20 protein-coding genes are annotated in these 26,249 nt (G+C 71.0%); 13 read left to right on the forward strand and 7 right to left on the reverse strand.

Going from position 1 to position 26,249, the window contains the following annotated elements; all coding sequences use genetic code 11:
* Positions 1 to 174 precede the first annotated feature (174 nt).
* The 5 genes from ACH45E_RS25730 to ACH45E_RS25750 all read left to right on the forward strand — a co-directional run bounded on the left by ACH45E_RS25730 (position 175) and on the right by ACH45E_RS25750 (position 7,782).
* Complete coding sequence (locus ACH45E_RS25730; RefSeq protein ID WP_361440260.1) at positions 175 to 966, forward strand: ATP-binding cassette domain-containing protein; 792 nt, start codon at positions 175 to 177, stop codon at positions 964 to 966.
* Complete coding sequence (locus ACH45E_RS25735) at positions 963 to 2,288, forward strand: sugar ABC transporter permease (RefSeq protein WP_361439956.1); 1,326 nt, start codon at positions 963 to 965, stop codon at positions 2,286 to 2,288. The genes ACH45E_RS25730 and ACH45E_RS25735 overlap by 4 nt, the downstream gene beginning before the upstream one ends.
* 292 nt (positions 2,289 to 2,580) lie before the next feature.
* Positions 2,581 to 4,509 carry a 1-deoxy-D-xylulose-5-phosphate synthase gene (gene dxs / locus ACH45E_RS25740; RefSeq protein ID WP_361439958.1) on the forward strand — a complete coding sequence of 643 codons (1,929 nt, stop codon included), beginning with the start codon at positions 2,581 to 2,583 and terminating at the stop codon, positions 4,507 to 4,509.
* A 206-nt stretch (positions 4,510 to 4,715) separates the two neighbouring features.
* Positions 4,716 to 6,236, forward strand: a complete 1,521-nt coding sequence (locus ACH45E_RS25745) for an amino acid permease (RefSeq protein WP_361439961.1) — start codon at positions 4,716 to 4,718, stop codon at positions 6,234 to 6,236.
* A gap of 97 nt (positions 6,237 to 6,333) precedes the next feature.
* Positions 6,334 to 7,782, forward strand: coding sequence for a glycosyltransferase family 39 protein (locus ACH45E_RS25750; protein WP_361439964.1), 1,449 nt, complete (start codon positions 6,334 to 6,336; stop codon positions 7,780 to 7,782).
* A 61-nt stretch (positions 7,783 to 7,843) separates the two neighbouring features.
* Here ACH45E_RS25750 and ACH45E_RS25755 read toward each other — a convergent pair whose 3' ends face one another.
* Positions 7,844 to 8,215: an NTP pyrophosphohydrolase gene (locus ACH45E_RS25755; protein ID WP_361439967.1), complete on the reverse strand. Its 372-nt coding sequence runs from the start codon at positions 8,213 to 8,215 to the stop codon at positions 7,844 to 7,846.
* A gap of 76 nt (positions 8,216 to 8,291) precedes the next feature.
* On the opposite strand from ACH45E_RS25755, the gene ACH45E_RS25760 reads away from it, so the two are divergent.
* Positions 8,292 to 9,308, forward strand: coding sequence for a hypothetical protein (locus tag ACH45E_RS25760; protein WP_361439970.1), 1,017 nt, complete (start codon positions 8,292 to 8,294; stop codon positions 9,306 to 9,308).
* A 314-nt stretch (positions 9,309 to 9,622) separates the two neighbouring features.
* On the opposite strand, the gene ACH45E_RS25765 is transcribed toward ACH45E_RS25760, so the two are convergent.
* A complete protein-coding gene (locus ACH45E_RS25765; RefSeq protein WP_361439973.1) occupies positions 9,623 to 10,738 on the reverse strand; it encodes an LCP family protein in 1,116 nt (371 codons plus the stop codon).
* A gap of 543 nt (positions 10,739 to 11,281) precedes the next feature.
* On the opposite strand from ACH45E_RS25765, the gene ACH45E_RS25770 reads away from it, so the two are divergent.
* From ACH45E_RS25770 to ACH45E_RS25790, 5 genes are all read left to right on the forward strand, one after another.
* Positions 11,282 to 12,973: a stealth family protein gene (locus ACH45E_RS25770; RefSeq protein WP_361440263.1), complete on the forward strand. Its 1,692-nt coding sequence runs from the start codon at positions 11,282 to 11,284 to the stop codon at positions 12,971 to 12,973.
* Positions 12,970 to 13,914 (forward strand): hypothetical protein, encoded by a 945-nt coding sequence (locus ACH45E_RS25775; RefSeq protein ID WP_361439976.1) that lies wholly within the window; start codon positions 12,970 to 12,972, stop codon positions 13,912 to 13,914. Before ACH45E_RS25770 ends, ACH45E_RS25775 begins: the two co-directional genes overlap by 4 nt.
* Positions 13,915 to 13,924: 10 nt before the next feature.
* Entirely contained in the window at positions 13,925 to 16,795 is a 2,871-nt protein-coding gene (locus tag ACH45E_RS25780) for a stealth conserved region 3 domain-containing protein (RefSeq protein WP_361439979.1), read from the forward strand.
* A 35-nt stretch (positions 16,796 to 16,830) separates the two neighbouring features.
* Entirely contained in the window at positions 16,831 to 18,798 is a 1,968-nt protein-coding gene (locus tag ACH45E_RS25785) for a PIG-L family deacetylase (RefSeq protein WP_361439982.1), read from the forward strand.
* A gap of 106 nt (positions 18,799 to 18,904) precedes the next feature.
* Positions 18,905 to 19,291: a hypothetical protein gene (locus ACH45E_RS25790; protein WP_361440266.1), complete on the forward strand. Its 387-nt coding sequence runs from the start codon at positions 18,905 to 18,907 to the stop codon at positions 19,289 to 19,291.
* A 253-nt stretch (positions 19,292 to 19,544) separates the two neighbouring features.
* Here ACH45E_RS25790 and ACH45E_RS25795 read toward each other — a convergent pair whose 3' ends face one another.
* The 5 genes from ACH45E_RS25795 to ACH45E_RS25815 form a co-directional block, all read right to left on the reverse strand.
* Complete coding sequence (locus ACH45E_RS25795; protein WP_361439985.1) at positions 19,545 to 19,892, reverse strand: hypothetical protein; 348 nt, start codon at positions 19,890 to 19,892, stop codon at positions 19,545 to 19,547.
* A gap of 192 nt (positions 19,893 to 20,084) precedes the next feature.
* Complete coding sequence (locus ACH45E_RS25800) at positions 20,085 to 20,528, reverse strand: PIN domain-containing protein (protein ID WP_361439988.1); 444 nt, start codon at positions 20,526 to 20,528, stop codon at positions 20,085 to 20,087.
* On the reverse strand, positions 20,525 to 20,791 hold the full coding sequence (locus tag ACH45E_RS25805) for a CopG family transcriptional regulator (RefSeq protein WP_240865240.1): 267 nt from the start codon (positions 20,789 to 20,791) through the stop codon (positions 20,525 to 20,527). Before ACH45E_RS25805 ends, ACH45E_RS25800 begins: the two co-directional genes overlap by 4 nt.
* A gap of 168 nt (positions 20,792 to 20,959) precedes the next feature.
* Complete coding sequence (gcvH, locus tag ACH45E_RS25810; RefSeq protein WP_361440269.1) at positions 20,960 to 21,343, reverse strand: glycine cleavage system protein GcvH; 384 nt, start codon at positions 21,341 to 21,343, stop codon at positions 20,960 to 20,962.
* A gap of 117 nt (positions 21,344 to 21,460) precedes the next feature.
* Positions 21,461 to 22,426 carry a hypothetical protein gene (locus ACH45E_RS25815; protein ID WP_361439991.1) on the reverse strand — a complete coding sequence of 322 codons (966 nt, stop codon included), beginning with the start codon at positions 22,424 to 22,426 and terminating at the stop codon, positions 21,461 to 21,463.
* Between the two features lie 20 nt (positions 22,427 to 22,446).
* Between ACH45E_RS25815 and ACH45E_RS25820 the strand changes: the two genes are divergently transcribed.
* Together ACH45E_RS25820 and ACH45E_RS25825 are read left to right on the forward strand one after the other, a co-directional pair.
* Positions 22,447 to 23,673: a CapA family protein gene (locus tag ACH45E_RS25820; RefSeq protein WP_361439994.1), complete on the forward strand. Its 1,227-nt coding sequence runs from the start codon at positions 22,447 to 22,449 to the stop codon at positions 23,671 to 23,673.
* A 314-nt stretch (positions 23,674 to 23,987) separates the two neighbouring features.
* On the forward strand, positions 23,988 to 26,246 hold the full coding sequence (locus ACH45E_RS25825; RefSeq protein ID WP_361439997.1) for a HAMP domain-containing protein: 2,259 nt from the start codon (positions 23,988 to 23,990) through the stop codon (positions 26,244 to 26,246).
* Positions 26,247 to 26,249 lie beyond the last annotated feature (3 nt).

Here is a 26,249-nt window from a genome sequence, read left to right on the forward strand (position 1 = left end):
CTCCTCCGACGCCCGCCCCGGCCTTCATACCCCGCTGCCGGGCGGGCGTCGGACGGACCCGTTGCCAAGGGCAGCGGATTCGCGCATGTTCATCTTGTTGACCACGTGCATTCGCACGTCCCTCCGCGCCTGTCCCCCAAGCGCGGCATCCCCGCCGGTCAGGCGGCGAAGGAGATGGTTCACGTGTCCGCTACGCCCGTGCTGGCGTTGCGCGGAGTCTCCAAGCGATTCGGTGCGGTCCAGGCACTCACCGACGTCGAGCTGGAGGTCCACGCCGGAGAAGTGGTCGCCCTGGTGGGCGACAACGGCGCAGGTAAGTCCACCCTGGTCAAGACGATCGCGGGTGTCCACCCCATCGATGAGGGCGTCATCGAGTGGGAGGGCAACCCGGTCAGCATCAACAAGCCGCACGACGCCCAGGGACTCGGCGTCGCGACGGTCTACCAGGACCTCGCGCTGTGCGACAACCTCGACGTGGTCGGCAACCTCTTCCTCGGGCGCGAGCTGCTGCACCGCGGCGTCATCGACGAGGTGTCGATGGAGAAGCAGGCCCGTGAGCTGCTGAGCACGCTCTCGATCCGCATCCCGAGCGTCCGCATCCCGATCGCCAGCCTCTCCGGCGGTCAGCGCCAGGTCGTGGCCATCGCGCGCGCCCTGATCGGTGACCCGAAGGTGGTCATCCTCGACGAGCCCACCGCCGCCCTCGGTGTCGAGCAGACCGCGCAGGTCCTCGACCTGGTCGAGCGGCTGCGCGAGCGCAACCTCGGCGTCATCCTCATCAGCCACAACATGGCGGACGTCAAGGCCGTCGCGGACACCGTCGCCGTGCTGCGCCTGGGCAAGAACAACGGCTCCTTCTCCGTGAAGGACACCAGCCACGAAGAGATCATCGCCGCGATCACCGGTGCCACGGACAACGCCGTGACCCGTCGTGCGGGGCGTCGCACCGCGGAGGCGGCAAAGTGAGCGAGACGTCGAACACCGTGAAGAAGGACCCGGAGGCCGTCGTGTCCAAGGACACGGTCTCCTCCGTCGAGGACCCCACGTCCGCGGCCGTCCCCGTCGTCGACCCGCGCCTGCTGGTCCGCGAAGAGGGCTTCAAGGGCTACCTCACCGAGTTCAAGCGGAAGATCAAGGGCGGCGAGCTGGGCTCGCTGCCGGTCGTCATCGGCCTGATCATCATCTGGACCATCTTCCAGGTGAAGAACGACCGCTTCCTCAGCGCCGACAACCTCTCCAGCATCAGCTACTTCCTCTCGGCCACCGGCATGCTCGCCATCGGCCTCGTGTTCGTGCTGCTGCTCGGTGAGATCGACCTCTCCGTCGGCTCGGTCAGCGGTCTGGCGTCCACGGTGTTCGCCGTCTTCGTCGTCAACCACGGCATGAACGAGTGGCTGGCGCTCGTCCTCACGATCGTCACCGGCGTCGGCATCGGCGCGCTGCACGGCTGGTTCTTCGCCAAGATCGGCGTACCCGCGTTCGTCGTGACGCTGGCCGGTTTCCTCGGCTGGAACGGTCTGATGCTGTGGCTGCTGGGCGACAGCGGCACGATCAACATCCCGGCCGACTCCGGCCCGGTGCACATCTTCGGCCAGAGCTCCTTCTTCATGGACCAGGCCATCGTCGGCGCCTACCTGCTGGCCGGCCTCGGTGTCGTGCTGACGGCCGTGGGCTCGTTCAACGAGCAGCGCCGCCGTCGCGCGGCCGGTGTGCCCTTCCGGCCCACCAGCGAGATCCTGATCCGGGTCGGTCTGCTCGCCATCGCGTCCTTCGTCGCCGCGGCCGTGCTGAACAACGCCGAAGGTGTCTCCAACGCGCTGGTGATCTTCCTCGCGGCGCTGGTCGTGGTGGACTTCGTACTGCGCCGTACGACGTACGGCCGCAAGGTCTTCGCGGTCGGCGGCGGCATCGAGGCGGCCCGTCGTGCCGGTATCAGCGTGCCGATGGTCCGTATCACCGTGTTCGCCATCTCCGGCGGGTTCGCCGCGATCGGCGGCATGTTCTTCGCGGGTCAGACCGCGAGCGCGACGCTGAACGCCGGTGGCGGCAACACGCTGATGCTGGCGATCGCCGCGGCGGTCATCGGCGGTACGAGCCTCTTCGGTGGCCGTGGGTCGGTGTGGTCCGCGCTGCTGGGCATGCTGGTGATCCAGTCGATCCAGACAGGTCTGGACCTGCTGAACATGAACACGTCGATCCAGTACATGATCACCGGTGCGGTGCTGCTGGGTGCGGTGGTCATCGACTCGGTGTCGCGTCGTAGCCAGAAGGCTGCCGGCCGAGCGTGAGCGCGGTCGCGCCGTAGGGGTGCGGTGGTTTCTGCGGGTGCCGGTCCGTCGTGGCTGGTCGCGCAGTTCCCCGCGCCCCTTTGGGGCGCGCTCCGGTTGCCCGGCGTATCGACAGAGCCTTGCCCGGTGCCTTCAAGGTGCCGGGCATTGGTGTGTCTTGGGGGCGTGTCAGGTGGGTACCGCCGATCGCGTGACGCATCACGCACTGCCCGGACGCCTTGTGCAACATCGGAACATTAGACTCGACGAGCCCGGCAACAGCTCGATCAGCTTTTACTGCAAGGAGGCACGGGTGCCGCTGCTGACCCGCATCAGGGGACCGCGCGATCTGGACCGGCTCAGCCTGGAGCAGCTGGACCAGCTGGCAGAGGAGATCCGGACCTTCCTCGTCGACGCCGTTTCCAAGACCGGCGGCCACCTCGGCCCCAACCTCGGCGTGGTGGAGCTCACCATCGCCCTGCACCGTGTCTTCGAATCCCCGAAGGACAAGGTGCTGTGGGACACCGGACACCAGTCCTATGTGCACAAGCTGCTCACCGGCCGACAGGACTTCTCCAGGCTGAAGATGAAGGGCGGCCTGTCGGGCTACCCCTCGCAGGCCGAGTCCGAGCACGACGTCATCGAGAACAGCCACGCCTCGACGGTCCTCGGCTGGGCCGACGGCCTCGCCAAGGCCAACGAGGTCCTCGAACGCGACAGCCACGTCGTCGCGGTCATCGGTGACGGCGCGCTGACCGGCGGCATGGCCTGGGAGGCGCTCAACAACATCGCCGAGGCCAAGGACCGCCCGCTCGTCATCGTCGTCAACGACAACGAGCGGTCGTACGCACCGACCATCGGCGGTCTCGCCAACCACCTGGCCACGCTGCGCACGACCGACGGCTACGAGCGCTTCCTCGCCCGGACCAAGGACATCCTCGACCGCACCCCGGTCGTCGGAAAGCCGCTGTACGAGACGCTGCACGGCGCCAAGAAGGGGCTCAAGGACTTCATCGCCCCGCAGGGCATGTTCGAGGACCTCGGGCTGAAGTACGTCGGCCCGATCGACGGCCACGACATCGAGGCACTGGAGTCGGCGCTGGCGCGGGCCAAGCGCTTCGGCGGCCCGGTCATCGTGCACTGCCTCACCGAGAAGGGCCGCGGCTACCAGCCCGCCCTCCAGGACGAGGCCGACCGCTTCCACGCCGTCGGCAAGATCCACCCGGACACCGGCCTGCCCATCGCCAGCTCCGGCGCCGACTGGACCTCGGTCTTCGGCGAGGAGATGGTCAAGCTGGGCAGGGAACGCAAGGACATCGTCGCCATCACGGCCGCGATGCTCCAGCCCGTCGGCCTCGACAAGTTCGCCAAGGCCTTCCCCGAGCGGGTGTACGACGTCGGCATCGCCGAGCAGCACGCGGCCGTGTCCGCCGCGGGGCTCGCCACCGGCGGTCTGCACCCGGTCTTCGCGGTGTACGCCACCTTCCTCAACCGTGCCTTCGACCAGGTGCTGATGGACGTCGCCCTGCACAAGTGCGGTGTGACGTTCGTACTGGACCGGGCCGGTGTCACCGGTACCGACGGCGCCTCGCACAACGGCATGTGGGACATGTCGATCCTCCAGGTCGTGCCGGGGCTCCGGCTGGCCGCGCCGCGCGACGCCGACCAGGTGCGCGCCCAGCTGCGCGAGGCCGTCGAGGTCACGGACGCGCCGACCGTGGTCCGCTTCTCCAAGGGCGCCGTCGGCCCCGCCGTCCCGGCCGTCGGCCGCGTCGGCGGCATGGACGTACTGCGCGAGCCCGGCACCGACCGGCCCGACGTACTGCTCGTCTCCGTCGGCGCCCTCGCCCCCATGTGCCTGGAGATCGCCGGCCTGCTCGACAAGCAGGGCATCTCCACCACCGTCGTCGACCCGCGCTGGGTCAAGCCCGTCGACGAGGCCATGGCCCCGCTCGCCGAGCGGCACCGCGTGGTCGTCACCGTCGAGGACAACAGCCGCGCGGGCGGCGTCGGCTCGGCGATCGCCCAGGCCCTGCGGGACGCCGGCGTCGACATGCCGCTGCGCGACTTCGGCATCCCGCCGCGCTTCCTCGACCACGCCTCCCGTGCCGAGGTGATGACCGAGATCGGGCTGACCGCCCCCGACATCGCCCGCCAGGTCACCGGCCTGGTCGCCAAGCTGGACGGCCGGTTCGACCGCCCGGCCGCCGAGGTCGACTCGGTGCAGCCCGCGCGCGACTAGGAAGCACGCATGGCAGCACGCACGGCAGCACGGACGGAAGCACGCACGGCAGCCCGGACGAGTCACGGCTGAGGGCCGAGGGCCGGTTCCCCCACCTTCCCGGTGGCGGAACCGGCTCTTTTGCGTGAACCTGCCTGTGCCGGGGCATACGCATCCCCAGCCCTCTCGATCATGTCGAGGACGACGAGCGTGTGGGAGGTAGTCCCGTGAGCAGCACCCTCTTCCGTACGAAGAAGGTCGAACAGTCGATCCTCGACACGGAGGAACCCGAACACGCGCTCAGGAAGTCGCTGTCCGCACTCGACCTCACCGTCTTCGGCGTCGGTGTCATCATCGGCACCGGCATCTTCGTCCTGACCGGCGCCGCGGCCAAGAACACCGCGGGTCCCGCCGTCTCCCTGGCCTTCGTCGCGGCCGGCGTCGTCTGCGCGCTCGCCGCCCTCTGCTACGCGGAGTTCGCCTCCACGGTGCCGGTCGCGGGCTCCGCCTACACCTTCTCCTACGCCTCGCTCGGCGAGCTCCCCGCCTGGATCATCGGCTGGGACCTGGTGCTGGAGCTGGCGCTCGGCACGGCGGTGGTCGCCGTCGGGTGGTCCGGCTACATCCACTCGCTGCTGGACAACGCCGGCTGGCAGCTGCCCGCGGTGCTCAGCGGCAGGGACACCAACCCCGGTTTCGGCTTCGACATCCTCGCCGCCGGCCTCGTGCTGGTGCTCACCGCCATCCTCGTCCTCGGCATGAAGCTCTCCGCGAGGGTCACCTCGGTCGTCGTCGCCATCAAGGTGGCCGTCGTCCTCGTCGTCATCATCGCGGGCGCCTTCTTCGTCAACAGCGACAACTACCACCCGTTCATCCCGAAGTCCGAGCCCGTGGCGGCGGGCGGCAACCTCAAAGCACCGCTCATCCAGCTGATGTTCGGCTGGGCGCCCTCCAACTTCGGCGTCATGGGCATCTTCACCGCGGCGTCGGTCGTGTTCTTCGCGTTCATCGGCTTCGACGTCGTGGCCACCGCCGCCGAGGAGACGCGCAACCCGCAGCGCGACGTCCCGCGCGGCATCCTCGGCTCCCTGATCATCTGCACCGCGCTGTACGTCGCCGTGTCGATCGTCGTGACCGGCATGCAGAAGTACAGCGCGCTCTCCGTGGACGCCCCGCTCGCCGACGCGTTCAAGGCCACCGGGCACCCGTGGTACGCGGGACTCATCAGCTTCGGCGCCGCCATCGGACTGACCACCGTCTGCATGATCCTGCTGCTCGGCCAGTCCCGGATCTTCTTCGCGATGAGCCGTGACGGACTGCTGCCCCGGTTCTTCTCCCACACCCATCCGAAGTTCCGCACCCCCTACCGGCCGACCATCCTGCTCGGCGTGGTCATCGCCGTCGTCGCGGGGTTCACCAGCCTCAGCCAGCTCGCCGAACTGGTGAACATCGGCACGCTCTTCGCCTTCGTCGTCGTCGCGATCAGCGTGGTCATCCTGCGCCGGACCCGCCCCGACCTGCCGAGGTCCTTCCGGACCCCGCTGGTGCCCCTCATCCCGATCCTGTCGGTGTGCGCGTCGCTGTGGCTGATGGTGAACCTGCCGGCCGAGACCTGGCTCCGGTTCGCCATCTGGATGGCGATCGGCTTCGTCGTGTACTTCCTCTACAGCCGCTCGCACAGCCGCCTCGGCCGGCGCGAGGAGACCACCGCCGGCGAGGTCGCGCACCCGAACGGAAACACGCCCTGACCGACAGCTCGCCGCTCTCGTCCTGATCCGTACCGTATGTCCTGTCCCGTCATGTCCTGCCCCGTCGGAGGCCGCGACTCCGGATAGCGTGCCGTGCATGGTCGCCGCGCCGCTCGCCCCGCCACGGTCCGCAGTCGCCCGCCCGGGGTACTGGACACGGCTGCTGCCCCTGCTGGCCGCGCTGGCCTGCGTCACCCGGATCCCCTCCTTCGCCCGGCCGCTGTGGAACCCGGACGAGGGCTACCTCGCCGTACAGGCCCGGATACTGGCGCACGGCGGCCGGCTGTACGAGACGGTCGTGGACCGCAAGCCGCCGCTCGTGCCCTGGCTGTACGAGGCGGCCTTCTGGGCCTGTGGCTCAGCGACGCTGACCCCGGTCCGGGTGCTCGCGGTCCTCGCGCAGCTGCTCACCGCGGCACTGCTGGCCTCGCTGGCCCGGCGGCGCTGGGGCGACCGGTCGGGCCGTACGGCCGGGGTGCTGTACCTGCTGGTCTCCGTCGGGCTCAACCCCGAGGACGCGCAGGCCGCCGGCTTCGAGGTGTTCATGCTGCCCTGCACGGCAGCCGCCATGTGGTGCGCGGACCGCTGCCGCTGGGGCGCCGCCGGGCTGGCCGTCGCAGGCGCCTTCCTCGCCAAGCAGACCGGCGGGGCGGTGCTGGTGCCGGTGCTCTGGCTGCTGCACCGGTACGGCGCCCCGCGCACCGCGCTGCCGCGGCTCGCCGCCGGACTGACCCTGCCGGTGCTGGGTGCCGCCCTGGTCACCGACCCCGCGGGCTTCGTGTTCTGGACGGTCACCGGCTCGGGGGCGTACGCCTCCTTCACCGGCTCCGAACTCCACGTCCTCGTCCGGGGCCTGACCAACACGGCGATCCTGGGCGTGGCCTGCGCGGGCCTGGTCCCGCCCGTGGTGCGGGCGAGGCGCACGGCCCGCACGGGTCCGGTGGACCTCTGGCTGTGGGCGGCCTCCTCAGCGGTGGCGGTGGTACTCGGCTTCCACTTCTTCGGCCACTACTACCTGCAGCTCATCCCGCCGCTCGTGCTGTCGGCGACGGCCGCGCTGCGGCTCCTGCCCCGTGCCCGGCTGACCGCCGCCGTCCTCACCTCGGCCTGCTGCTGCGCCCTGTTCCTCACCTGGGGCCTGCTCGCGCCCCGCCCCGAGCTCGCCCACGCCCAGCGCCTCGCCGCCGCCGTCGCCCAGCGCACCGGGCCCGCCGACCGGGTCCTGCTGTGGGGCATACACCCGGAGACGTACTGGCTCGCCGACCGCACCCCCGCCAGCCGCTACCTCACCGCCGGCCTCCTCACCAACTACAGCGGCGGCCGGGACGGCCCCCAGGTCGGCGAGAAGTACGCCGTCGCGGGCACCTGGCCGGTCTTCCGCGCGGAACTGACCGCCCACGCCCCGGCCCTGGTGGTCGACGACTCCCGCGGCCGGCCGTACGCCCCCGACCGCGTACCCACCCTCGAACGCCTGCTGGCGGCCCGCTACGAGCCGGTGCTGACGGTGGACGGGGCCGTGCTGTACGCCAGGGTGACGGGGGAGTAGCGCGGGACCCGGCCGGGGGCTGCCGCCAAGGCCCCGCTCGCCCGGCCCCTCTCCGCGGTCCCTAGCCGAGCACCGTCCGCGGGCCCGTCACCTCCGCGCCCAACTCGGTGACCCGGGCCCTCAGTTCGCGGTCGGCCGTGACGACCAGTCTGGGGCGGTGGGGGTCCTGGGCGACCAGCTCGACGATCCGGTCGTCGCCGCTGCCGGGCGCCGAGTCCACCCGTACGCCGGGCACGGACTCCACACCACGGGCCGCCCCCTCGACCACAAGCAGGATCTCCACCGGGCTCGGCCGGCCGGGCAGCCCCTGCTCGGCCAGCCGGTCCCGCAGCCGTTCGGCGGCCCCCTTCCGGTCCCGCCACCAGCCGTCGGGCACCGACCCGACGACATTCGCGGCATCGACGATCACCAGTACGGGGGCGTCCGCTTCCATGTGACCAGGGTCCCACGGCCACCGCCCGGCGAGGGCCGGTCCGCGACGGCCGAGCGCCCCGGATTAAAGTGAACCGGTGAACGGCGACTGGCTCCTACGCGGCTCGGACGGCCGCCTCAGCGTCTACCTCTCTTCCGGCGACGCCGTCCTGTGCAGGGCGGAGCGCGCACCCGGCGGCCCCTGGGGCGCACCGCGCAAGGTGGGCGGCGACCAGAAGCTGCACCCCGTCCTCGCCGTCGGCCAGGGCGCCGACGGCTACGCCCACCTGGTCTCCTGGCGGCCCACCACCAAGGGCGAGTCGGGCCTCGTGCACTCCACGCACTTCCGCCCGCTCCTGGCCGCCCTGGACTGGAACCCCGTCGGCCACCCCGACAAGAAGGGCGAGCGCACCGGCACACCCGCCGTCGCGGTCGACGCGCAGGGCCGCGCCCATGTCTTCGTACGCAACAAGGGCGGCGGGGTGAGCATGCTCGCCCAGAAGGAGAAGGGCGGCTGGGAGCCCTGGCGCGATCTCCAGGGCCGGGACGTCCAGGGCGGACCGGTGGCGGTGACGGCGGAGTCCGGGCGGGTGGAGGCGTACGCGGCCGTCCCGGGCGGCATCCTGCGCTGGCGCCAGGACGATCCCGGGGCGCAGCCGGTGCTGGAGGAGGCGGTGGAGGCCGCGGTCCGGCCCGGCACCCTGTACGCGCTGGCCACCTCCCCCGAGAGCACCACTGTCTTCTACACCGACGACACGGGCGACCTGTGCGCCTGGCGCCCCGGCGGCAAGCCCGTCGCCCTGCTGCCCTCGGCCGGGTCCGGGCCGGTCACCGCCGTCCGCTGCGACCTCGACGGGCACGACTGCACCCTGCTGGCCCAGCGTTCGGCGGGCGGCCGGGTGGCGTTCGCCGCGTATCCCACGCAGGACGAGCCGGCGGGCGCCTGGTGGACGGAGTCGGGCCCGCAGCTTCCCGTCGACGCGCTGGTCTCCCTCGCGGTCGACGCCGGCGACCGGGTGGTCGCGGCAACGTTGTCCCCGTCCACCGGCCAGCTCCTCCTCACCCGCCGCAAGGACGAACCGGGGCTGGCGCTGGAGGCGTGGCGGCAGATCTGAGCCGCCGCCCGCCCGGCGCGCCGCGGGCACGGCCGGCGCCGGCATGACCGTCGCCCGCACGGCGCGCCGCCGACACGGTCGGCGTCCGCATGGCCGGCGTCCGCATGGCCGGCGTCGGCACGGCCGTCGTTCGCACGGTCGGTACTACACGACCGTCGCCGACACGGCCGGTGCTTGCACGATGCGCCGCGGGCACGGCCAGCGCCCGCACGGCACGTCGCAGACACGGCCGTCGCCCGCACGGCGCGCCGCCGGCACAGCCAGCGCCCGCACCACCCGCGTCCGCGTGACCGCCACCCCACGCCCGCCGCCCCTCAAGGCGTACGCCCGCCCCGCGCCGGGGACTTCCGCGCCGACGCGGGGATGGCCGTGTCCTTCCGCAGTGCCCGCCACAGCCGGTCCGCCTGGGGCTCGGCGGCCACGACCCGGTTGGGGTCCTGGGTGTCGTAGCGCACCGGGAGCATGATCGTGTCCATGCTGGCCGGGTCGATACCGTTCACGCTGCGGCCGAACTCGGCGAGCTTGGTGAGGGAGGCGAGCTGTGAGTCGGTGGTCAGCGACGCGGTGAGTGCGTCGGCGATGGTGTAGGCCTTGGCGGGGCTGCCGAGCAGGTCCTGGTGCTTGATCTCGGTGAGCAGGGCCATCAGGAACTTCTGCTGGAGCCCGATGCGTCCGAGGTCGCTGCCGTCTCCGATGCCGTGCCGGGTGCGGACGAACTGCAGGGCCTGAGTGCCGTTCAGCCGATGGGTGCCGGCGGTGATGTCCAGGCCGCTGGAGGTGTCGTGGATGTCCTGGCCGACCGTCACGGGCACCCCGCCTATCGCGTCGACGAGTCCCTTGAAGCCGGCGAAGTCGATCTCCATGAAGTGGTCCATCCGGACCCCGGACATCTGCTCCACCGTCTTGACGACACAGGCCGGACCGGCCAGCGAGTAGACGGAGTTGAACATCACGCGCTTCGCCCCAGCCAGCTTCTTCCCGTCCCGTCCGGTGCACTCGGGCCGGGTCACCAGGGTGTCGCGGGGAATGCTGACCGCGACGGCCCGGGTGCGGCCCTCGGGTATGTGGACGACCAGCGCGGTGTCCGATCGCGCCCCGGACACATGGCCCGTGCCGAGCCCCGCGTTGGCGCCGCCCCGCGAGTCCGAGCCGAGGACCAGCAGGTTCTGACCGGACGTCGGCAGCTTCTGCGGCCGGTTGTCACCGATGGCCTTGTCGAGGTCGACACCCTTGATGTTGGAGTCGAGGTCGCGGTAGAGCCAGTAGCCCGTCGCGCCCGCCGCCGTGATCAATACCACGGTGCAGCCCGCGATCCAGCGCACGACACGCCGCCGACGACGCGGTGGGGGGCCGACCTGGGCGCTCGGCGCATCGGCCGGCTCATGTCTCGATCCGCTGCTGGTGCCCGGCTCCGTCGGGGCATGCGTCATGACCGGTTCCTTCCTCAACTCACCTGTTCGATGCCGTGGTTCGCACGTGAGCAGGGCACGAGTGGGGGAGGGGCCGGGCCTGCGCGGCTCTGACGCCGTGGCGTGCCCGAACTATAGACCCAAAGCACGGCTGTTTTTCGCCATCTGGACGGTCGGTTGACAGCCAAGTGAATGTACGGTGAAGATATGCGCCTGCTTTGAACGTTAAACTATTGTCGCACGGAACCTACCGGCTTCGTCCGGAGTGTCCGGTGGTCGCGAACCCGGGTCTGGGGACGAGGGGGGGTGCGCGACCGAGGGGGCTCACCCGTCCTCGACGGGTGAGAGGCAAGGGGGGTGGCTGTGGTCGTGTGCGCCTCGGGCGGCGGCTCGACAGCCGGGTCCGGCAGTCCGCTGCCGCGTGAACGTGGATGGTGCGGAAATCACGTGAGTGGGAACAATCCCGAGGCGAGCGCGCTCGTGTCGACCTACCGGTCGCTCGTGCCGGTCGAAGCCCGGCGTCAGATCGTCCGGCGGGTGCCGCGCCCGCTGCGGGCCGCGGTGATGCGCTCGCTGACCGCGGCCGACGCCGCGCGTTCCGCCCTGGTGGCGGGGGCGCTCGGCACCGGGCGCCGCGCCGGAGTCCGGCACACTCCGGCCGGCCCGCAGCGGGTCGTACGCGCCGACGGCAGGCACCGCTGGGCCGTCGAGGTGCCCGGGATCACCGCCTGGGCCGCTCGGGCGCGCAACCTGCACATCCTGGTCAGCCTGCTGGAAGAAGCCGGGATCGACTACTTCTGTGTGCGCGGCACCGCGTCCCCCAACCCCTGCGTGGCGGTACCGGAGCACCTGCGCTCCGATGTGGAGGACATGCTGCGGACCGCCTGCGGGCACCACCCCGGCTACGTCGGCGGTGCCGCCCCGGGCCCGGTGCGGCCGGGCGCCTCGGCGGGGAGCTGGCGTGCCCTGCGCGCACAGCCCGTGCTGCGCATGGCGTGGAACGTCTGCGACCCCACCGGGAACCTGGTCTTCGGCCGTGAGTCCGGCTGCGACATCGAGTTCTGGGCCGAGCGGGATGGCCGGCTCGTGGCACCCCGCCCGAACCGCGTGGTGGCCGAGGTCCCGGTGGACGCGGGCCACTGCAGGGTCGAGCAGAAACGATTCAGCGCAGTGCCGGCCATGTACACCACCGGACAGGCCCGCACCCTGCCGGAGTTCGCCGCCGCCCTGCCCGACGACCATCACTTCCCGATCGACGTCGTCTACACCTGGGTCGACGACTCCGACCCCGTCTGGCGCGCCCGCAAGGAGGCGACCCGGCGGGTGCTCGAACGGGGCACCGGCGACGACACCCTGCACGAGCAGGCGGCGAACGACTCGCGCTACGTCAGCCGTGACGAACTGCGCTACTCGCTGCGGTCGATCCACCAGTACGCGCCCTGGGTCCGGACCATCTTCCTCGTCACGGCGGGGCAGGTGCCCTCCTGGCTCGACACCGGCTTCCCCGGGATCAGAGTGATCGACCACAGCGAGATCTTCTCCGACCCGGCCGCGCTGCCGACGTTCAACTCCCACGCGATCGAGAGTCAGTTGCACCACATCCCGGAGCTCTCCGAGCACTTCCTCTATCTGAACGACGACGTTTTCTTCGGCCGGCCCGTGCAGCCCGGGAAGTTCTTCCACCCCAACGGGCTGTCCAAGTCCTTCCGGTCGAACGCGCTGATCCCCTCGGGCCGCGCCGACTCCACGGACCTGCCGGTCAACGCCGCCGGCAAGAACAGCCGGGGACTCATCGCCCAGCAGTTCGGCACCGTCATCTCCCAGAAGATGAAGCACACCCCGCACGCCCTGCGCCGCAGCGTCCTGACGGAGATCGAGCAGGTCTACGCCCACGCGCACCGGGTCACCCAGCACTCCCGCTTCCGGTCGCCGAACGACGTACCCGTCGTCTCCTCGCTGTACCACTACTACGCGTACCACTCGGCACGCGCGACGGCCGGGGACATCCGCTACCAGTACATCGACCTCGCGGACGACCTCGCCCAGCGCCGTCTCAACACCCTGCTCGCCAAGCGCAACTACGACACCTTCTGCATGAACGACACCGTGACGGCCGCCGACCCGGCGGCCCAGGACCGCATGGTCGCGGACTTCCTGAACGCCTACTTCCCCGTGCCGAGCCCCTACGAGCGCACCACCGGGATACCCGCACCGCGGGTTGCCCCGGCCGCGGAACTGGACGGTGCCCGGGTATGACCACCTCCCTGGCGACTCCCGCCACACAGCCGCACCGACCGCGCACCCGGCTCGCAGGCCTGCGCCTGTGGCTGATGCTGCGCCTGTTCGTACCGCTGCGCCAGGGCCGCACCGCGCGCCTGCGGTACGCGGCCGTCCTCGACGGCCAGACGGTCAACCTGCACGCCGTGCTGCCCCGCACCGCCCGGCTGCCCGACCGCGCCGACGTCGTACTGCGCCGCGGCCGCGAACGGCATCTCGCCGCGGCGCACGTGTACCAGGGCCCGGACGGCGAACTCCTCATGGACGCCGCGATCCTCATGGGGGCGGAACTCGGCGGCGTACCCGCCGGCCCCGGACGGTGGAAGCTCCGGCTGCGCACGTACACCGGGTCACGCAAGCGGTCCGTGGCCCTGCTGCTCCTCGAGCCGCCGGTGGCGTACGAGGGCCCCACCAGGCCCATGGAGGCCTCCCCGGTCACCGGTGCACGCCACCGCGTCGGACGCACGGTCACCGGCACCGCCCGGATCGTCAGCTCGGCCCCGAAGCCGGCCGTCGAGGTGACCAAGGTGCACATGTCCCATGCCGGGGTCGCGGTGGACTTCCGGGTGCTGGGCACCCGGGTGGACGCCCCGTGGACCGAGTTCGTCGCCGCCGGACGCCGGATCCGGCAGCCCGCCCAGGCGATCGGTCCGGACACCTACCGCACCGAGGTGCCGCTGGACCGGATGGAGCCGGGCTCCTCCAGACCGGAGCACTGGGACGTCGTACTGTGCCAGGAGACCGGGCCCTCGCTACGGCTCGGCAGACGGCTGCACGACGTCCGCAACCCGCGGCGCGTCTTCGCCATGCGCAGCATGGCCATGACCCCGACCGGCCGCACCCCGATGATCGTCCAACCGCGCTACACACCCGCAGGCAACCTCCGGGTCACCTGCACGCGCATGCCCGAGGCAGACTGAATCCCCAGAAGTGAAGATCACATTCCTGCTGACCACGGCCGATGCCGTCGGCGGCACCGAACGGGCCGTGTTCAACCAGGCGGCCGAACTCGCCGCCCGACACGAGGTCCGCGTCCTCAGCGTCTTCAAGACCGAGCTTGAGCAGTTCTTCCAGCCCGGCGAACGGGTGCGCGTCGACTACCTGGTCGACCTCACCGACGACCGGCCCCGGCCACTGCGGCCCAGCACCGTGGACGACACGGTGTGGTCCGCTCTGGCCGCCCAGCCCAGCGACATCGTCGACCGGTCCTGGGAGCCCGCCTTCAGCCGGCTCAGCGACGTCGAACTCGAACTCGCCCTCCAGCAGACCGACACCGACATCCTGATCAGCACCACGCCCGCGCTGATGGCGCTGGCGGTCCGGCTCGCCCCGGCGCGGGTGATCACCGTCCACCAGGAGCACCGGGTCTCCGAGCTGCGCGGCCCGACCGGCGAACCGCTGCTGCGGTACTCCGCCCGGCTGGACGCGCTGGCCGTGCTGAGCGAGCGGACCCGGGAGTGGTTCGCCGAGACCCTCGGCGCGGCCGCGCCCCGCCTGGAGGTCGTGCCGAACGCCCTGCCCGGCGGGTTCCGGCCCCGGTCGACCCTTCAGACCCGGACCGTCATCATCGCCGGCCGGCTCGTCGCGGAGAAGCAGGTCGACCACGCCCTCACCGCCTGGGCGACGGTGGCACCGCTCCACCCCGACTGGCAGCTGCGGATCTTCGGGGACGGGCCGCTCAGCGGCGCACTGCGCCGGCAGATGGACATGCTCGGCCTGCACGACTGCGTGCAGCTCAACAGCAACTCGCGCTACCTGACGGAGGAGTGGGCCAAGGCCAGTATCGCCCTGCTCACCTCGCGCACCGAGGCGTTCGGGCTGGTGCTCGCGGAGGCGCAGGCGGCGGGCGTCCCGGTCGTCTCCTACGACGCGCCCAACGGCCCGCGGGAAGTGGTGATCGACGGCCAGACCGGCCTCCTGGTCCCCTCCGGCGACACCGACGCACTCGCCTCCGCGCTCCTATCACTGATCGAGGACTCCGAACTGCGCCACCGGATGGGCGCGGCGGCCCTCGCCTCCGCGAGCCGGTTCTCGCCCGCCGTGGTGACCTCCCACTGGGAGCGGCTCTTCCACGAGCTCCTCGCGGAGCGGGAGAGCGGGCGACGCGACCTGGTGAAGGCGGAACGCCAGGCGGTGCACGTCTACCTCAGCGGTTCCGACGGCACAATGCCGAAAGCCGCGCCCGCGCCCCCCGGCTCGGTCCGCACCAACGGCCAGCGCGCGCTGGAGCAGCGTCTGCTGGCGCGCCGGGGCCTGGTGCACGACGGCGGCCAGGTGTGCCGGCAACTGGAGTGGGAGTCCCCGTGGGACGTGGTCCAGGCGAACCTCGCGCTGGCCGCGAACGCCCTGGAAGGCGCGGGCATCCCGTACATGGTGGTACGCGACCGCATGGTGCGGCACACGGTCGCCGTGCACGCGGACCACCGCGAGGCCGTCTTCAAGACGCTCGCCGACCGCTACGCCGACGAGCCCGTCTACGCCTCCGTGCTCAGCGAGGGCCAGAAGACGATCGCGACCGGCCTCGTGGCTCTGCTGGGCGACTACTCCGGCGCCCCCTGCTCGGGCATCCGCGTCTACCAGAGCGTCGTCTCCCCGTCCCGCACCCTGCGTCTCGGCGCGGTCTACGGCTGCACGATCACCTTCTGGGAGGACGAGCCGGAGGACGAGGACCACCTCAGGGCCCCCACCCGGACCCTGATCGGCGACCGTGTCCCGCACACCGCCATGCGGCGCAGCACGATGCCCCTGGGAGGCCGCCGCTACCCCACCCTCGTGGCCTTCAACCAGACGATCGTCGGCGATGTCGACTTCCCCATCGACGCCGTCTACACCTGGGTGAACGGCGCCGACGTCGACTGGCTGGAACGGAAGAACACGGTCCTGGCCGCCAAGGGCATGGACACCCAGGACTCCGCCACCAGTGCCGCCCGCTTCCGCGACCGCGACGAACTGCGCTACTCCCTGCGGTCCATCGACATGTACGCCCCGTGGATCCGGAACATCTACATCGTCACCGACCGGCAGGTCCCGCACTGGCTGGACGAGTCGCACCCCCGGGTGCGCGTCATCGACCACACCGAGATCTTCGGCGACCGGGGAGCGCTGCCCACGTACAACTCGCACGCCATCGAGAGCCAGTTGCACTACATCGACGGGCTGGCCGAGCACTTCCTCTACTTCAACGACGACATGCTCCTCGGGCGGACCGTCCAGCCCGGCATGTTCTTCCTCGGCAACGGGCAGGCGAAACACTTCCTGTCGCCCACGGCCGTGCCGATGTCCCCGATCTCGGAAGAGGACGAGTTCAACATCACCGCCGCGAAGAACAACCGGGGACTGATCGAGCGGTCCTTCGGGCAGACGCTGACACATGCCTTCCTGCACGCCCCGTATCCGCTGCGCCGCAGCGTGCTCGCCGACATCGAGAGCGACTACGCCGAGGAGATGGCGGCCACGGCGCGCGCCCAGTTGCGCAGTCGTACCGACGTGTCGGTCGCCTCGTCACTGCACCACTACTACGGCTACTTCACCCAGCGCAGCGTGCCCGGCAGCATCTCCTGCGGATTCGTCAACGTCGGGCTCGTCGAGCACGGTCCGCGGCTGAACCGGATCCTGACCGCGCGCCCCCACGACGTGTTCTGCCTCAACGACTACCACGACGGTGACGTGTCGGAGGAGGAGCAGGACGCCATCCTCGCGGCCTTCCTGCCGAGCTACTTCCCGGTCGCCAGCCAGTTCGAGACGGGCTCCGTGCGCAACCGGCGCGCTCACGCCGGCTATCTGCCCGGATGGCCGCTGTGACCCTCCCCGACCAGACGGACGAAAGAAAGACCCGCGTGTCCAGTCCCGCCTCCGTGCTCCAGATCGTGGCCCACCCGGACGACGACCTGTACTTCATGAACCCCGCCACCTTCCACGCGATCAAGGCGGGCACGCCCACCACGACGGTCTACCTGACCAGCGGAGACGCGGACGGCCGCAACCCCCGCCCCTGGCAGATCGCACCCCCCGCCGAGGACCGGGCGGCCTACGCGAAGGCACGGCAGAACGGCATCAGGGCCGCGTACGGCGCGATGGTCCTCGGTGACCGCACCGCCGCCTGGACGCCGTCCACCCTGTCCACGGCGGGCGGTGCCGTCGCCGAGGTCTACTCACTGGCCGAGGCACCGTGGGTGAAACTGGTCTTCCTCAACATCTGCCAGCACGGAATGCCCGACGGGCCACCGCGCAGCCTGCACGTGCTCTGGCAGGAGGAGGCCGAACGCGTCCCCACTCTCGCGGTGAGCGGCGGTCTGGTGAACGAGCGGCACTGGTACACGCGTTCGGGGCTGGTGGACACGCTGGTCCAGATCCTGGACCTCGTCCGGCCGACCCTCGTACGCACCATGGACCCGGATCCGGACCGGCTGGTGCACGACGAACGATTCCCCCAGCACCACGACTTCGGTGATCTGGCGGACCACTGCGACCACACCGCGACCGCTCTCTTCTCGTGGCTGGCGCTGGAGCGGTACCAGAGCCTTGGGGAGGGCGGGACCTTCGTGGTCGAGGCCTTCCGCGGCTACTCCAACGAACGCTGGCCGTACACACTCAGCCCGCGGATCGTCTCGTTGAAGGAGTACTTCCTCAACGTCTACGGCGCGGCCGACGGATACGACTGCGGCGATCCCGCCGGCAGCGGCGACTACGCGGTCGGCCTGGGCGCGCGCGGCACGGGATGGGTGCAGAGCACCACCCCGCGCCATCCGCACGGGGTCTGGCTCGGGCGTGACGCGCGCGGCCGCCTGACGGCGTTCGCCGTCGTCAACCAGCAGGCCGCGGTGTGGCTGGAGACCCAGCCGGGAAACGGCCAGTGGCGCGGACCGTTCTTCCTCGGTGGCGGCCCGCTCTCCCCGGGACTCGCGGCGAGCCTGACCCCGGACGGCCGCTGGCAGGTCTTTGCCCGGCGCATGTCGCACCTGGGACCCGAACACTCCCAGCGACGGGAGATCGTGCTGCTCGAACAGGCCGAGCGGGACGGGCGTTTCACCGAGTGGGTCATCCTGGGCAACCCCTCGGCGGGGAACCCCGGGCGCGACCGGCATCTGGGCACGCCGGCCGTCGCCCGTGACGCGATGGGACGCCTGCACCTCTTCGTGCGCAACGGCGGACAGGGCCTGCACACCCGCGTCCAGGAGACGGACGGCGTCTGGGGCGGTTGGACGGACCTGCGCGGCCACGAACTGCAGGAGGGCCTCGCGGCGGTGACCGCGCCGAACGGCCGGGTGGAGGTCTTCGCCGCCAGCCGGGAAGGAGTCTTCCACTGGAGCCAGAGCTCCTACGACCAGCCCCCACGGCGCGGCCCCCGCTTCCGGCTCACCGTCCCCGCCTCGCCCCCCGCGGCCGCCGTGCAGCCGAACGGCCGGGTCATGACGGTCTACCGGCAGCCCGAGACGGGGCGACTGCTCATGGCCGAGGAAGACGCCCCGGGCGGTAAGTGGAACAGCCCGGCCGTGCCCATCGGCGGCCGCGGCGGCTTCGGCGCCATCGCCTGCGCCCCGGGCCCCGACCCGGAGACCGGAACCCTGGTGGCCACCCTCAGCGACCCGGGCGGCGTCGCCTACCGCTTCCTCCCTGGCGACCACCCCTGGCAGGAACTCCCCACCGACACCCTCGGCGGCCCCCCGGCCCACGCCCCCGCCGCGGCCTTCGACGTCCTCGGCCGCGCCACGATCGCGGTCCTGGGCCCCGACGGCCACCTGGCCATCACCCGCCAGGCCGGCCGCGGCTCGGTCGGCTTCGGCCCGTGGCAGGTGGTGGGCTGAGTTCGCCCGGCGCCCCGGAGACAATGACAATCCCGCCGCCCTGTCGCCGTTGGCCGGTCGGCGGGATTGGCCCTCAGGGCGTAACGGGCGGCATGGGTGCGCCATGATGACCATCGTGGACACCGAGAAACTCATCGACGCCTGGCGGCGTCTGCTCACCGGCTCCGGCAAGTCATGGGTGCTGTTCGAACACGGCACCTGCGTGGTGCTCGAACACCCCACCGATGAACCCGCCGAGCAGGCCATCGGCATCCTCAGCGAGTTCGGCCCCGTACACGTCGCCACCTCGGCCGGCGACTTCCGCGTACTCGAACTCAACAACGGCGAGGGCTGGCTGGTGACGAGCCACCACCCGGACGTCGTCACCTTCGTCCCACGCGACGACCCCGAGGACCCCTCCCACCTGGCCGTCGGCATGCTGGGCCGCTCCCGCCGCGACAGCGACGGCTCGGAACTCCGCGTCGTCCACGTCGAGGCAGCCCCGCCCGCCTGAGGCGGGTGCGGCAGGGCCGGTCCAGCCGGGGCAGGGATGGCAGGCAGGCAGCTACCCGGACTCTGTCTGGTGAAAGCCGTCAACGACGACGACTGGTACATGGGGAGCCTGAACGACGACGGCAGCGTCACCTGCTGGAGCGTCTACGACGGCCTCTACGAAGCGCTTCGCGGCCTATAGCCCTGCACGGCAACGCCCGTCTCCGTTTCACTCCGCGGTGCGGAGCTTCCCAGGGCCTCTTGCTGCGCGCATGTCATGGGCTGGCGAGTCTCCGCCGTACTCCGGTGCATGCCACCAGGCCGCTGCCGTCCTGATCGAGGAACAGCATGAAGACCCAGGTGCCGTCGGCGGCCGTTATCTGTCCCAGTCGAATCGGCTCTTCGTGCTGGCCGAGGAGCTGCACTGCACGCTCCAGGCCCAACGTCGGGGTGCCCATTCGGACGGTGCGTCTGAGTCGGGCCCTGTAGACGTTGGCGTACGCCTCGGCAGGCATGGTGCCGTCCCAGACCACGTGAGAAGCACCGCCACGAAGCGCGGCCAAAGCAGCCAACGACGTCTCGTCTCCACCGGCCAGCAGCCGTTCGAGCTCTTCCCGCTCCATACCGTTCACCCCACCCGGGATCTTGCCACCCGGCAGGCACACATGCAGCTACGAGCTCCAGCTGATGTACTGGCAGCTCAGTACGGTCTCGGAATCCCGTGCTCACCCAACGCAGCCTCATACCGGCGAGCAGAGCATCCATGTCCGCCAGAAGAAGGCCGGCGGAGTCCCTGGCTTCAACCAGGCCCGATGTCAGAGCGGGAGGTCGTCGGGGAGTACCCGGAACGCCTTGTAGCGGCCCAACGGGCGTACGGCCCGGAAGTCTCGTCGGTCCAGGGTGAGGATCGCGTCGGTGTCGTAGTCGGCGGCAAGCGCCACGTTCACCGCGTCGGCGAGGTCGAGGTCCAGCGCGCGGTAGCGGACACGGACGGACTGGGCGGCGCCCAGGTGGTCCTGCGTGATCTCCGGCAGGACGACACGCCCCCGGCTCATCCAGCGCCGCAGGTCGTCGACCGCGCTGAGGGCGGCCTCCCTGCCGAGCTCACGCGTCGCCACATGATCCAGTTCGGCCAGCAGGAGCGGGGACATGACCAGCAGGCCCGCCGTCATGATGGCCTCGTTCGCCGCCTGGTGATCCGGATGAGCCGAATCCAGGGCTGCCAGAAGGCCGGACGTATCGGCGATGACAATGATCACGCGGCGGATCCGGAGCCCGAGCCGGTCTCGCGCCGGACGGCCTCGGCGACCGTGTCGCGGACCTCGGACCTGGGCAGCGTGCGCCCCGGCCCCTCGAAGGTGCGCGAGAACAGCGGCTCGTCCCAGACCCGGTTCGCCATGGCCGCGAGGTGGATGCCCTGGCGGATGATCTCGGCCTCGCTTATACCCCGGCGCTTGGCGGCCTCCTTGATGATCGCCAGGTCCTCGGGGTCCGCGTAGACGTTCGTGCGCTTCATGGACATGTACCAAGAGTAGTCCATGTACCGGATTGATGTATCCGGCCCGCCCTCCCGCACCTCGATCGGGCGGGGTGATCTTGTTTGGGCTGACGTCATCGAGCCGGCGCCCGGTCTTCGGCGTTGACGTCCGCCGCCGCACCACAAGCGCCCCGGATCACGCGGAGCCGCCGATCACGCGCCGATCGCGGCCTCGTAACCAGCGGCGTCGAGGAGGCGGTCGAGCTCTGACCGGTCGGATGGCTTGAACTTGCAGATCCACGTGTCGTAGGGGTCGTCGTTGATCGACTCCGGGCTGTCGGACAACTCCTCGTTGACCGCGATCACTTCTCCGCTGACCGGCGCGTAGATGTCTGACGCGGCCTTCACCGACTCCACGGTTCCGAAAGCCTGGCCGGCGTCCAGGACCTTGCCGACCTTGGCCACCTCCACGAACACGATGTCGCCGAGCGCCTTCTGCGCATGGTCGCTGATGCCCACCGTGATCGTGCCGTCCGCTTCCTTGCGCGCCCATTCGTGCGACTCGGCGTACCGCAGATCAACCGGGATGTTCGACATGCGTGCTCCCCTGAAGCCGTAAGTGATCACTGCGATCAATGCGATCAATGCGACCATTTATGCCCAGGATCGGAGGGTGCGGGACGTGACATCCCTGGTATGGCGTACAAAACGCCGTCAGTCTGCCCGCGCCCAGCGGCGTGTGACCTCGCTGACCGCGGTGGCCGCGCGGTCGGCGGGTGCCCCGTCGGTGCGTGCCTCGGGGGCGAACTCGACGTGCAGGAACGGCAGGTTCGCGGCGTCGGCGGCGCGGCCCTCCATGTTCTCCCGGCCCTCCAGCGGGCAGTCGCGGACCCAGGCCCGGCACACGTGGAAGCCGTGGGTGCCCAGGGCGTCGGCCAGTCTGCGGCCGTCCGCGCGGCCCGCCGATCCGGCACCGGTCGAGGCGACCACGTCGTAGCCGGGGGCCGAGGAGGCGGCCATGCCGTGCAGCTGGGCCCCGGGCATCCCGCGGCGGACCAGCTCGGCGCAGATGGCGTAGAAGACGGTGTCCCGGCGGTGCGCCACGTCCGCGGAGTTTTCGCGTCCGGCTTTGCGATGTGCGCCTGCGAGCACCATGACACCGCCGGGCGAGTCGCGTAGGACCCGCACGCCCAGTTGCTCGGTGCCGAGGTCGGCGACCGGGTGCGGGATCTGGACCGACCAGCGCGGAGGGTGGTCCAGATCGATGTAGACCCGGCCCCAGCCGCGTGGTGCCACGGCGGCGTCGGTGCGGTCGGCCACTTCGGCGTAGCGGCGTCCGGAGACCCGGTCGAAGAGCGTGCGCACCGTGAAGTCGCGTTGGGCGAGCAGGTGTTCCGCTTGTTCGCGGTGGCCGTCCAGGAGCAGGCCGACACCTTCGGTGATGGCGGTGCGGTCCGCCCGGCCGGGTTGCCGGTAGCCGTGGTCCGGGCCGAACCGGCTGGTGTAGTCCGCCACCTCGCGCGCCAGGTCGACCGGCTGGGCGCCCGTGCCGGGGCGGGCGCCGGCATCCCCGCCCCCGTCGCGGGTGACGTGGAGCACGGCGGTCAGCGCACCGGCGAGACCAGCGATGACCAGCAGAATTGTTGCGATCGTTATGCTTCGCGAGCGAGTGGCTCTCATGGTTGTATCAAGATATACCGGTGAAAATATGCCGTAGCCGCACCCTGCCGGCCCTGCTGACCCCGCTCCTCCTCGTCGCCGCCGTCACCGGCTGCGGCATCGTCTCGGACGACGGCGACGACGCGGCCGACCAGGGCGGCGGACGTTCCTTCACCGTCGCGGCGGCCGGGGACATCCTGATGCATCCCGAACTGGTCGACCAGTCCCGCAAGGACGCCAAGCGCACGGGCAAGGGTGTGGACGGGCTGGACTTCGGGCCGATGATGGCCGGAGTCAAGCCGCTGATCAGCAAGGCCGACCTGGCGATCTGCCACCAGGAGCCGGTGATGGGCACCGCGAAGGGTCCGTTCGAGGGCTTCCCGGACTTCGAGGTGCCGCCGCAGACGGCGAAGACGATCAAGGACCTCGGCTACGACACCTGCTCCACCGCCTCCAACCACACGCTCGACCACGGGTACGCGGGCGTGAAGCGAACCCTGGACGCGCTGGACGCCGCCGGCGTGAAGCACACGGGCTCCTTCCGCACCAAGAAGGATTCGCTCACCCCGCTCATCATGAACGTCAAGGGCGTGAAGGTCGCGCAGATATCGTTCGCGTACGGCTTCAACGAGCCGCACACGATGCCCAAGGGCAAACCCTGGGTCGCCAACCAGCAGAGTCTCGCCGGGATCAAGGCCGCCGAGCAGCGCGCCCGCAAGGCCGGCGCCGAGGTGGTGATCCTCTCCATCCACTGGGGTCATGAGCACCAGCCGGCCCCCACCGCCGCGCAGATCTCCTTCGCCCGGCAGCTCGCCCGGCACACCGGCATCAACCTCGTCATCGGCCACCACGCGCACGTCGTGCAGCCGATGGAGAAGGTCGACGGCCTCTGGGTCGCGTACGGCATGGGCAACCAGATCGCCCGGCACGCGCAGCCGACGGGTCTGACCGAGGAGGGCGTGATCGGCTGGTTCAAGTTCACCGAGCGCGGCAAGGGCCACTGGGACGTCCGGCCGAGCTTCGAGCCGACGATGCTGCGGATCCCGCCGGACGCGGTGAACGCCACGGACGGCGGCAAGGCGACCTACAGCGACGACGACGCCCGGGACTACCGCCTGCTGGACGTGCCGGCCGCGCTTCGCGACGGCGACGGCCTCACGGACCGGCAGAAGTCGCGGCTGCGGCTCGCCTTCGAACGCACCGAGGGCACCCTCTACAACCGCGGCGCGGCCCAGGACGGTCTGAAGCCGCTGACCCCGCTGCCGTGATGGCGGCGGCCGGCGGCCGTTGGCGCCCCGGTGGCCGGTAGGCCGTCGGCGGCGTGACGTGCGTGCTTCCCCAAGCTTGATCATATAGGCACAGATGTTGTGCAGCTCACATAAGTAAGAGTGCAACTTAGTAAGACTCTTACCCGTCTCAGTGCTGCGGGTGCACCTGAGAAACAGGTGTGCCCGCAAACGCACGTACATCCGAAATATCGTCACTGCTTTCCGTGCGGACCGACCGCCGCACGCCCCGAGAGGACCCTCCCTTGGCGTCACCGCCCCCGTCGCGGCAGCACCGAGCCCGCCGACGAGCCGATATGTCGCTGATCGGAGGCATCCGCCCGCCGATCGCGGTTCTCTCGGTGCTGCTGCTGTCGCTCGCCGGCATCACGGCACTCGTGCTGGGCCGGGTCGACAACGCCGGGGTGCCGAAGGCGGTGCTGACCTCGCAGCAGCACTTCGCGGAGGACGGCGCCATCGCGCTGCGCGCCTCCATCGACGAGTCCGTCACCGACCTCACCCGGTCCGCCGCGCTGTTCAGCGCCGGCCAGCCGCTCACCGGCGACGCCGTCCTCGACAAGCTCGGCAGCACCTACCAGAAGTGGACGGGTACCGCGGTCGTCGAGATCCGCACCGGCAAGCTGGTCGCGGCCCGCGGTGAGACCGTGCCGCTGACCTCGGTGAACACCTCCACCCTCGGCGACGAGGGCGGCCTCGCGCCGCGCATGGTCCGGCTGAAGAACGGGGAGACGCGGCTGCTGTCCCTCGCGCTGCTGTCCTGGCCGGGCAAACCGCAGCTGCTGCTCGTGGCGTCCAGCAACCTGACGTTCCCCGGCATCAGCATCGGCCAGTTCCGGTCCATCGCGGTGGCCGACCGGGACGGCACGATCCTCAGCAGCGACGGCATCCCCGAGCCCGAGCAGGTGCGCACCAGCACCGATCGCGAGGAGATCAAGCTCTCCCGCAAGCAGCTGGAGGCCTTCGCCGAGCTCGCCGCCCGCAAGGCCCGGCAGGACCCGCGCAGCAGCAAGGAACCCGGGATGGGCGGCTACCAGGGCGTCAGCGGGAGCGCGGTCGGCGGGCGGGTGCTCAGCGACCGGTCCGTCGCCGGATACGCCACGCTGGCCTCGCCCTCCCCCGGGGAGACCACCACCGCCTCAGGGCTCGGCCTGTCCGTGGTGGCCATGGTCAAGGTGCAGGAGGACCCCGCCCGCGCCCACTCCCCGGTGCTCGGGCTGCTGGCGGGCGCCGCGCTCCTCGTCGTCGGCTCCATCGCCGTGGCCGTGCTCCTCGGCACCGTGCAGCGCCCGCTGATCCAGCTGTTCCTGGAGTCCCGCAGGCTCACCCGCGGCGACCTGACCCGGCCCGTCACCGTCCCCGGCTACGGCGAGGCGCACCGCGTCGGCCACGCCCTGGAACGGCTGCGCCGCCAGCTGCTCGGCGAGAGCGCCGAGGACACCGGCCCGGCCGCGCGCCCGCGCGGACTGCGCAAGGTGGGCACCCGCGCCCTGCTGGTCGGGTGCGCGGTACTGCTGCTGGCCTGGTCGGTGCCGCTGATGCTGCTGATCAACCGCGCCGACGGCACCGCCGTCGTACCGCAGCAGCTCGTCAGCGACCAGCGCGAACGCACCGACACGCTCAGTGACCGGGTACGCCGCGCGCTCAACGAGGGCGGCGCGGACCTGGACTCGGTCGGCTCCCTCATCGGCAACCGCACCGAACCCGAGGCCATGGGGAAGGTGCTGGAGCGCACCCTCGACGAGAACCAGCGCTACCGCTCCCTCTACGTCGTCGACTCCTCCGGCGAGATCCTGGCCCGCGAGGGCAAGGAACCCAAGGTGATCCGCTCCCACCGGGTCTCCGACACCGCGATCCGGCTGCTGGGCCAGGGCGGCAAGCAGCCGGTCGTCGTCGCCAACGCCGAGATTCCCGGACGCGACGGCGCCCAGCTCGTCGGCGAGTTCCGCGTCGAGTTCTTCAACGCGCTGCTGACCCGGCCGGGCATGGGCGTGGTCCGCCTCGTCGACGACCACGGCAAGGTCATCGCCGGCAACACCGGCTTCCTCGCCTTCCAGTCGCTGCCCGACGACCACCTGAAGGACCTGGTCGCCGCCAGCGCCCAGCGGCTCGGCAAGAAGGCCCGCGCGAACGGGGTGCTCTACCGCGAGAACGGCGTACGGATCGCCGCCGCCGCCCCGTTCGCCGGCAGCGGCCCCGCCGAGGCCCTCGGCTGGAGCGTGGTCAGCTGGCAGCCCGCCAGCCGGCTCGCCATCCCCGAGTACGACGCCCAGAACCGCACCGTGCTGGCCGGCTTGCTCGGCACCGCCGCGGCCGTCGCCTGCCTGGGCTGGCTGCACATCGTCGTGGCCCGGCCGCTGCGCTCGCTGGCCGGCCGTTCCGAGGCGCTGGCCGGCGGCGACCGCAAGACCGTGCTGTTCCCGCAGCACCACGACGAGGTCGGCGCCGTCACCCGCTCCCTGGAGCTCATCCGGCAGCAGCTGCACGACCAGCGCCGGCAGGCGCCCCGCCGCACTCCGCCCCAGGCCTCCGCGCCGCAGCAGTACACAAGGAACTGATCA

Source organism: Streptomyces sp. NPDC020299, from assembly GCF_044387825.1.
Classification (GTDB): Bacteria; Actinomycetota; Actinomycetes; order Streptomycetales; family Streptomycetaceae; genus Streptomyces.

Bases quoted from the DNA above. Each gene is read 5' to 3' on its own strand.
- ACH45E_RS25790 (WP_361440266.1), top strand. From the start codon at position 18,905: ATGACCATCGTGGACACCGAGAAACTCATCGACGCCTGGCGGCGTCTG.
- ACH45E_RS25805 (WP_240865240.1), bottom strand. From the start codon at position 20,791: ATGTCCATGAAGCGCACGAACGTCTACGCGGACCCCGAGGACCTGGCG.
- ACH45E_RS25755 (WP_361439967.1), bottom strand. From the start codon at position 8,215: ATGGAAGCGGACGCCCCCGTACTGGTGATCGTCGATGCCGCGAATGTC.
- gcvH (WP_361440269.1), bottom strand. From the start codon at position 21,343: ATGTCGAACATCCCGGTTGATCTGCGGTACGCCGAGTCGCACGAATGG.
- ACH45E_RS25775 (WP_361439976.1), top strand. From the start codon at position 12,970: ATGACCACCTCCCTGGCGACTCCCGCCACACAGCCGCACCGACCGCGC.
- ACH45E_RS25765 (WP_361439973.1), bottom strand. From the start codon at position 10,738: ATGACGCATGCCCCGACGGAGCCGGGCACCAGCAGCGGATCGAGACAT.
- ACH45E_RS25770 (WP_361440263.1), top strand. From the start codon at position 11,282: ATGCGCTCGCTGACCGCGGCCGACGCCGCGCGTTCCGCCCTGGTGGCG.
- ACH45E_RS25795 (WP_361439985.1), bottom strand. From the start codon at position 19,892: ATGGAGCGGGAAGAGCTCGAACGGCTGCTGGCCGGTGGAGACGAGACG.
- ACH45E_RS25750 (WP_361439964.1), top strand. From the start codon at position 6,334: ATGGTCGCCGCGCCGCTCGCCCCGCCACGGTCCGCAGTCGCCCGCCCG.
- ACH45E_RS25815 (WP_361439991.1), bottom strand. From the start codon at position 22,426: ATGAGAGCCACTCGCTCGCGAAGCATAACGATCGCAACAATTCTGCTG.
- ACH45E_RS25825 (WP_361439997.1), top strand. From the start codon at position 23,988: ATGTCGCTGATCGGAGGCATCCGCCCGCCGATCGCGGTTCTCTCGGTG.
- ACH45E_RS25730 (WP_361440260.1), top strand. From the start codon at position 175: ATGGTTCACGTGTCCGCTACGCCCGTGCTGGCGTTGCGCGGAGTCTCC.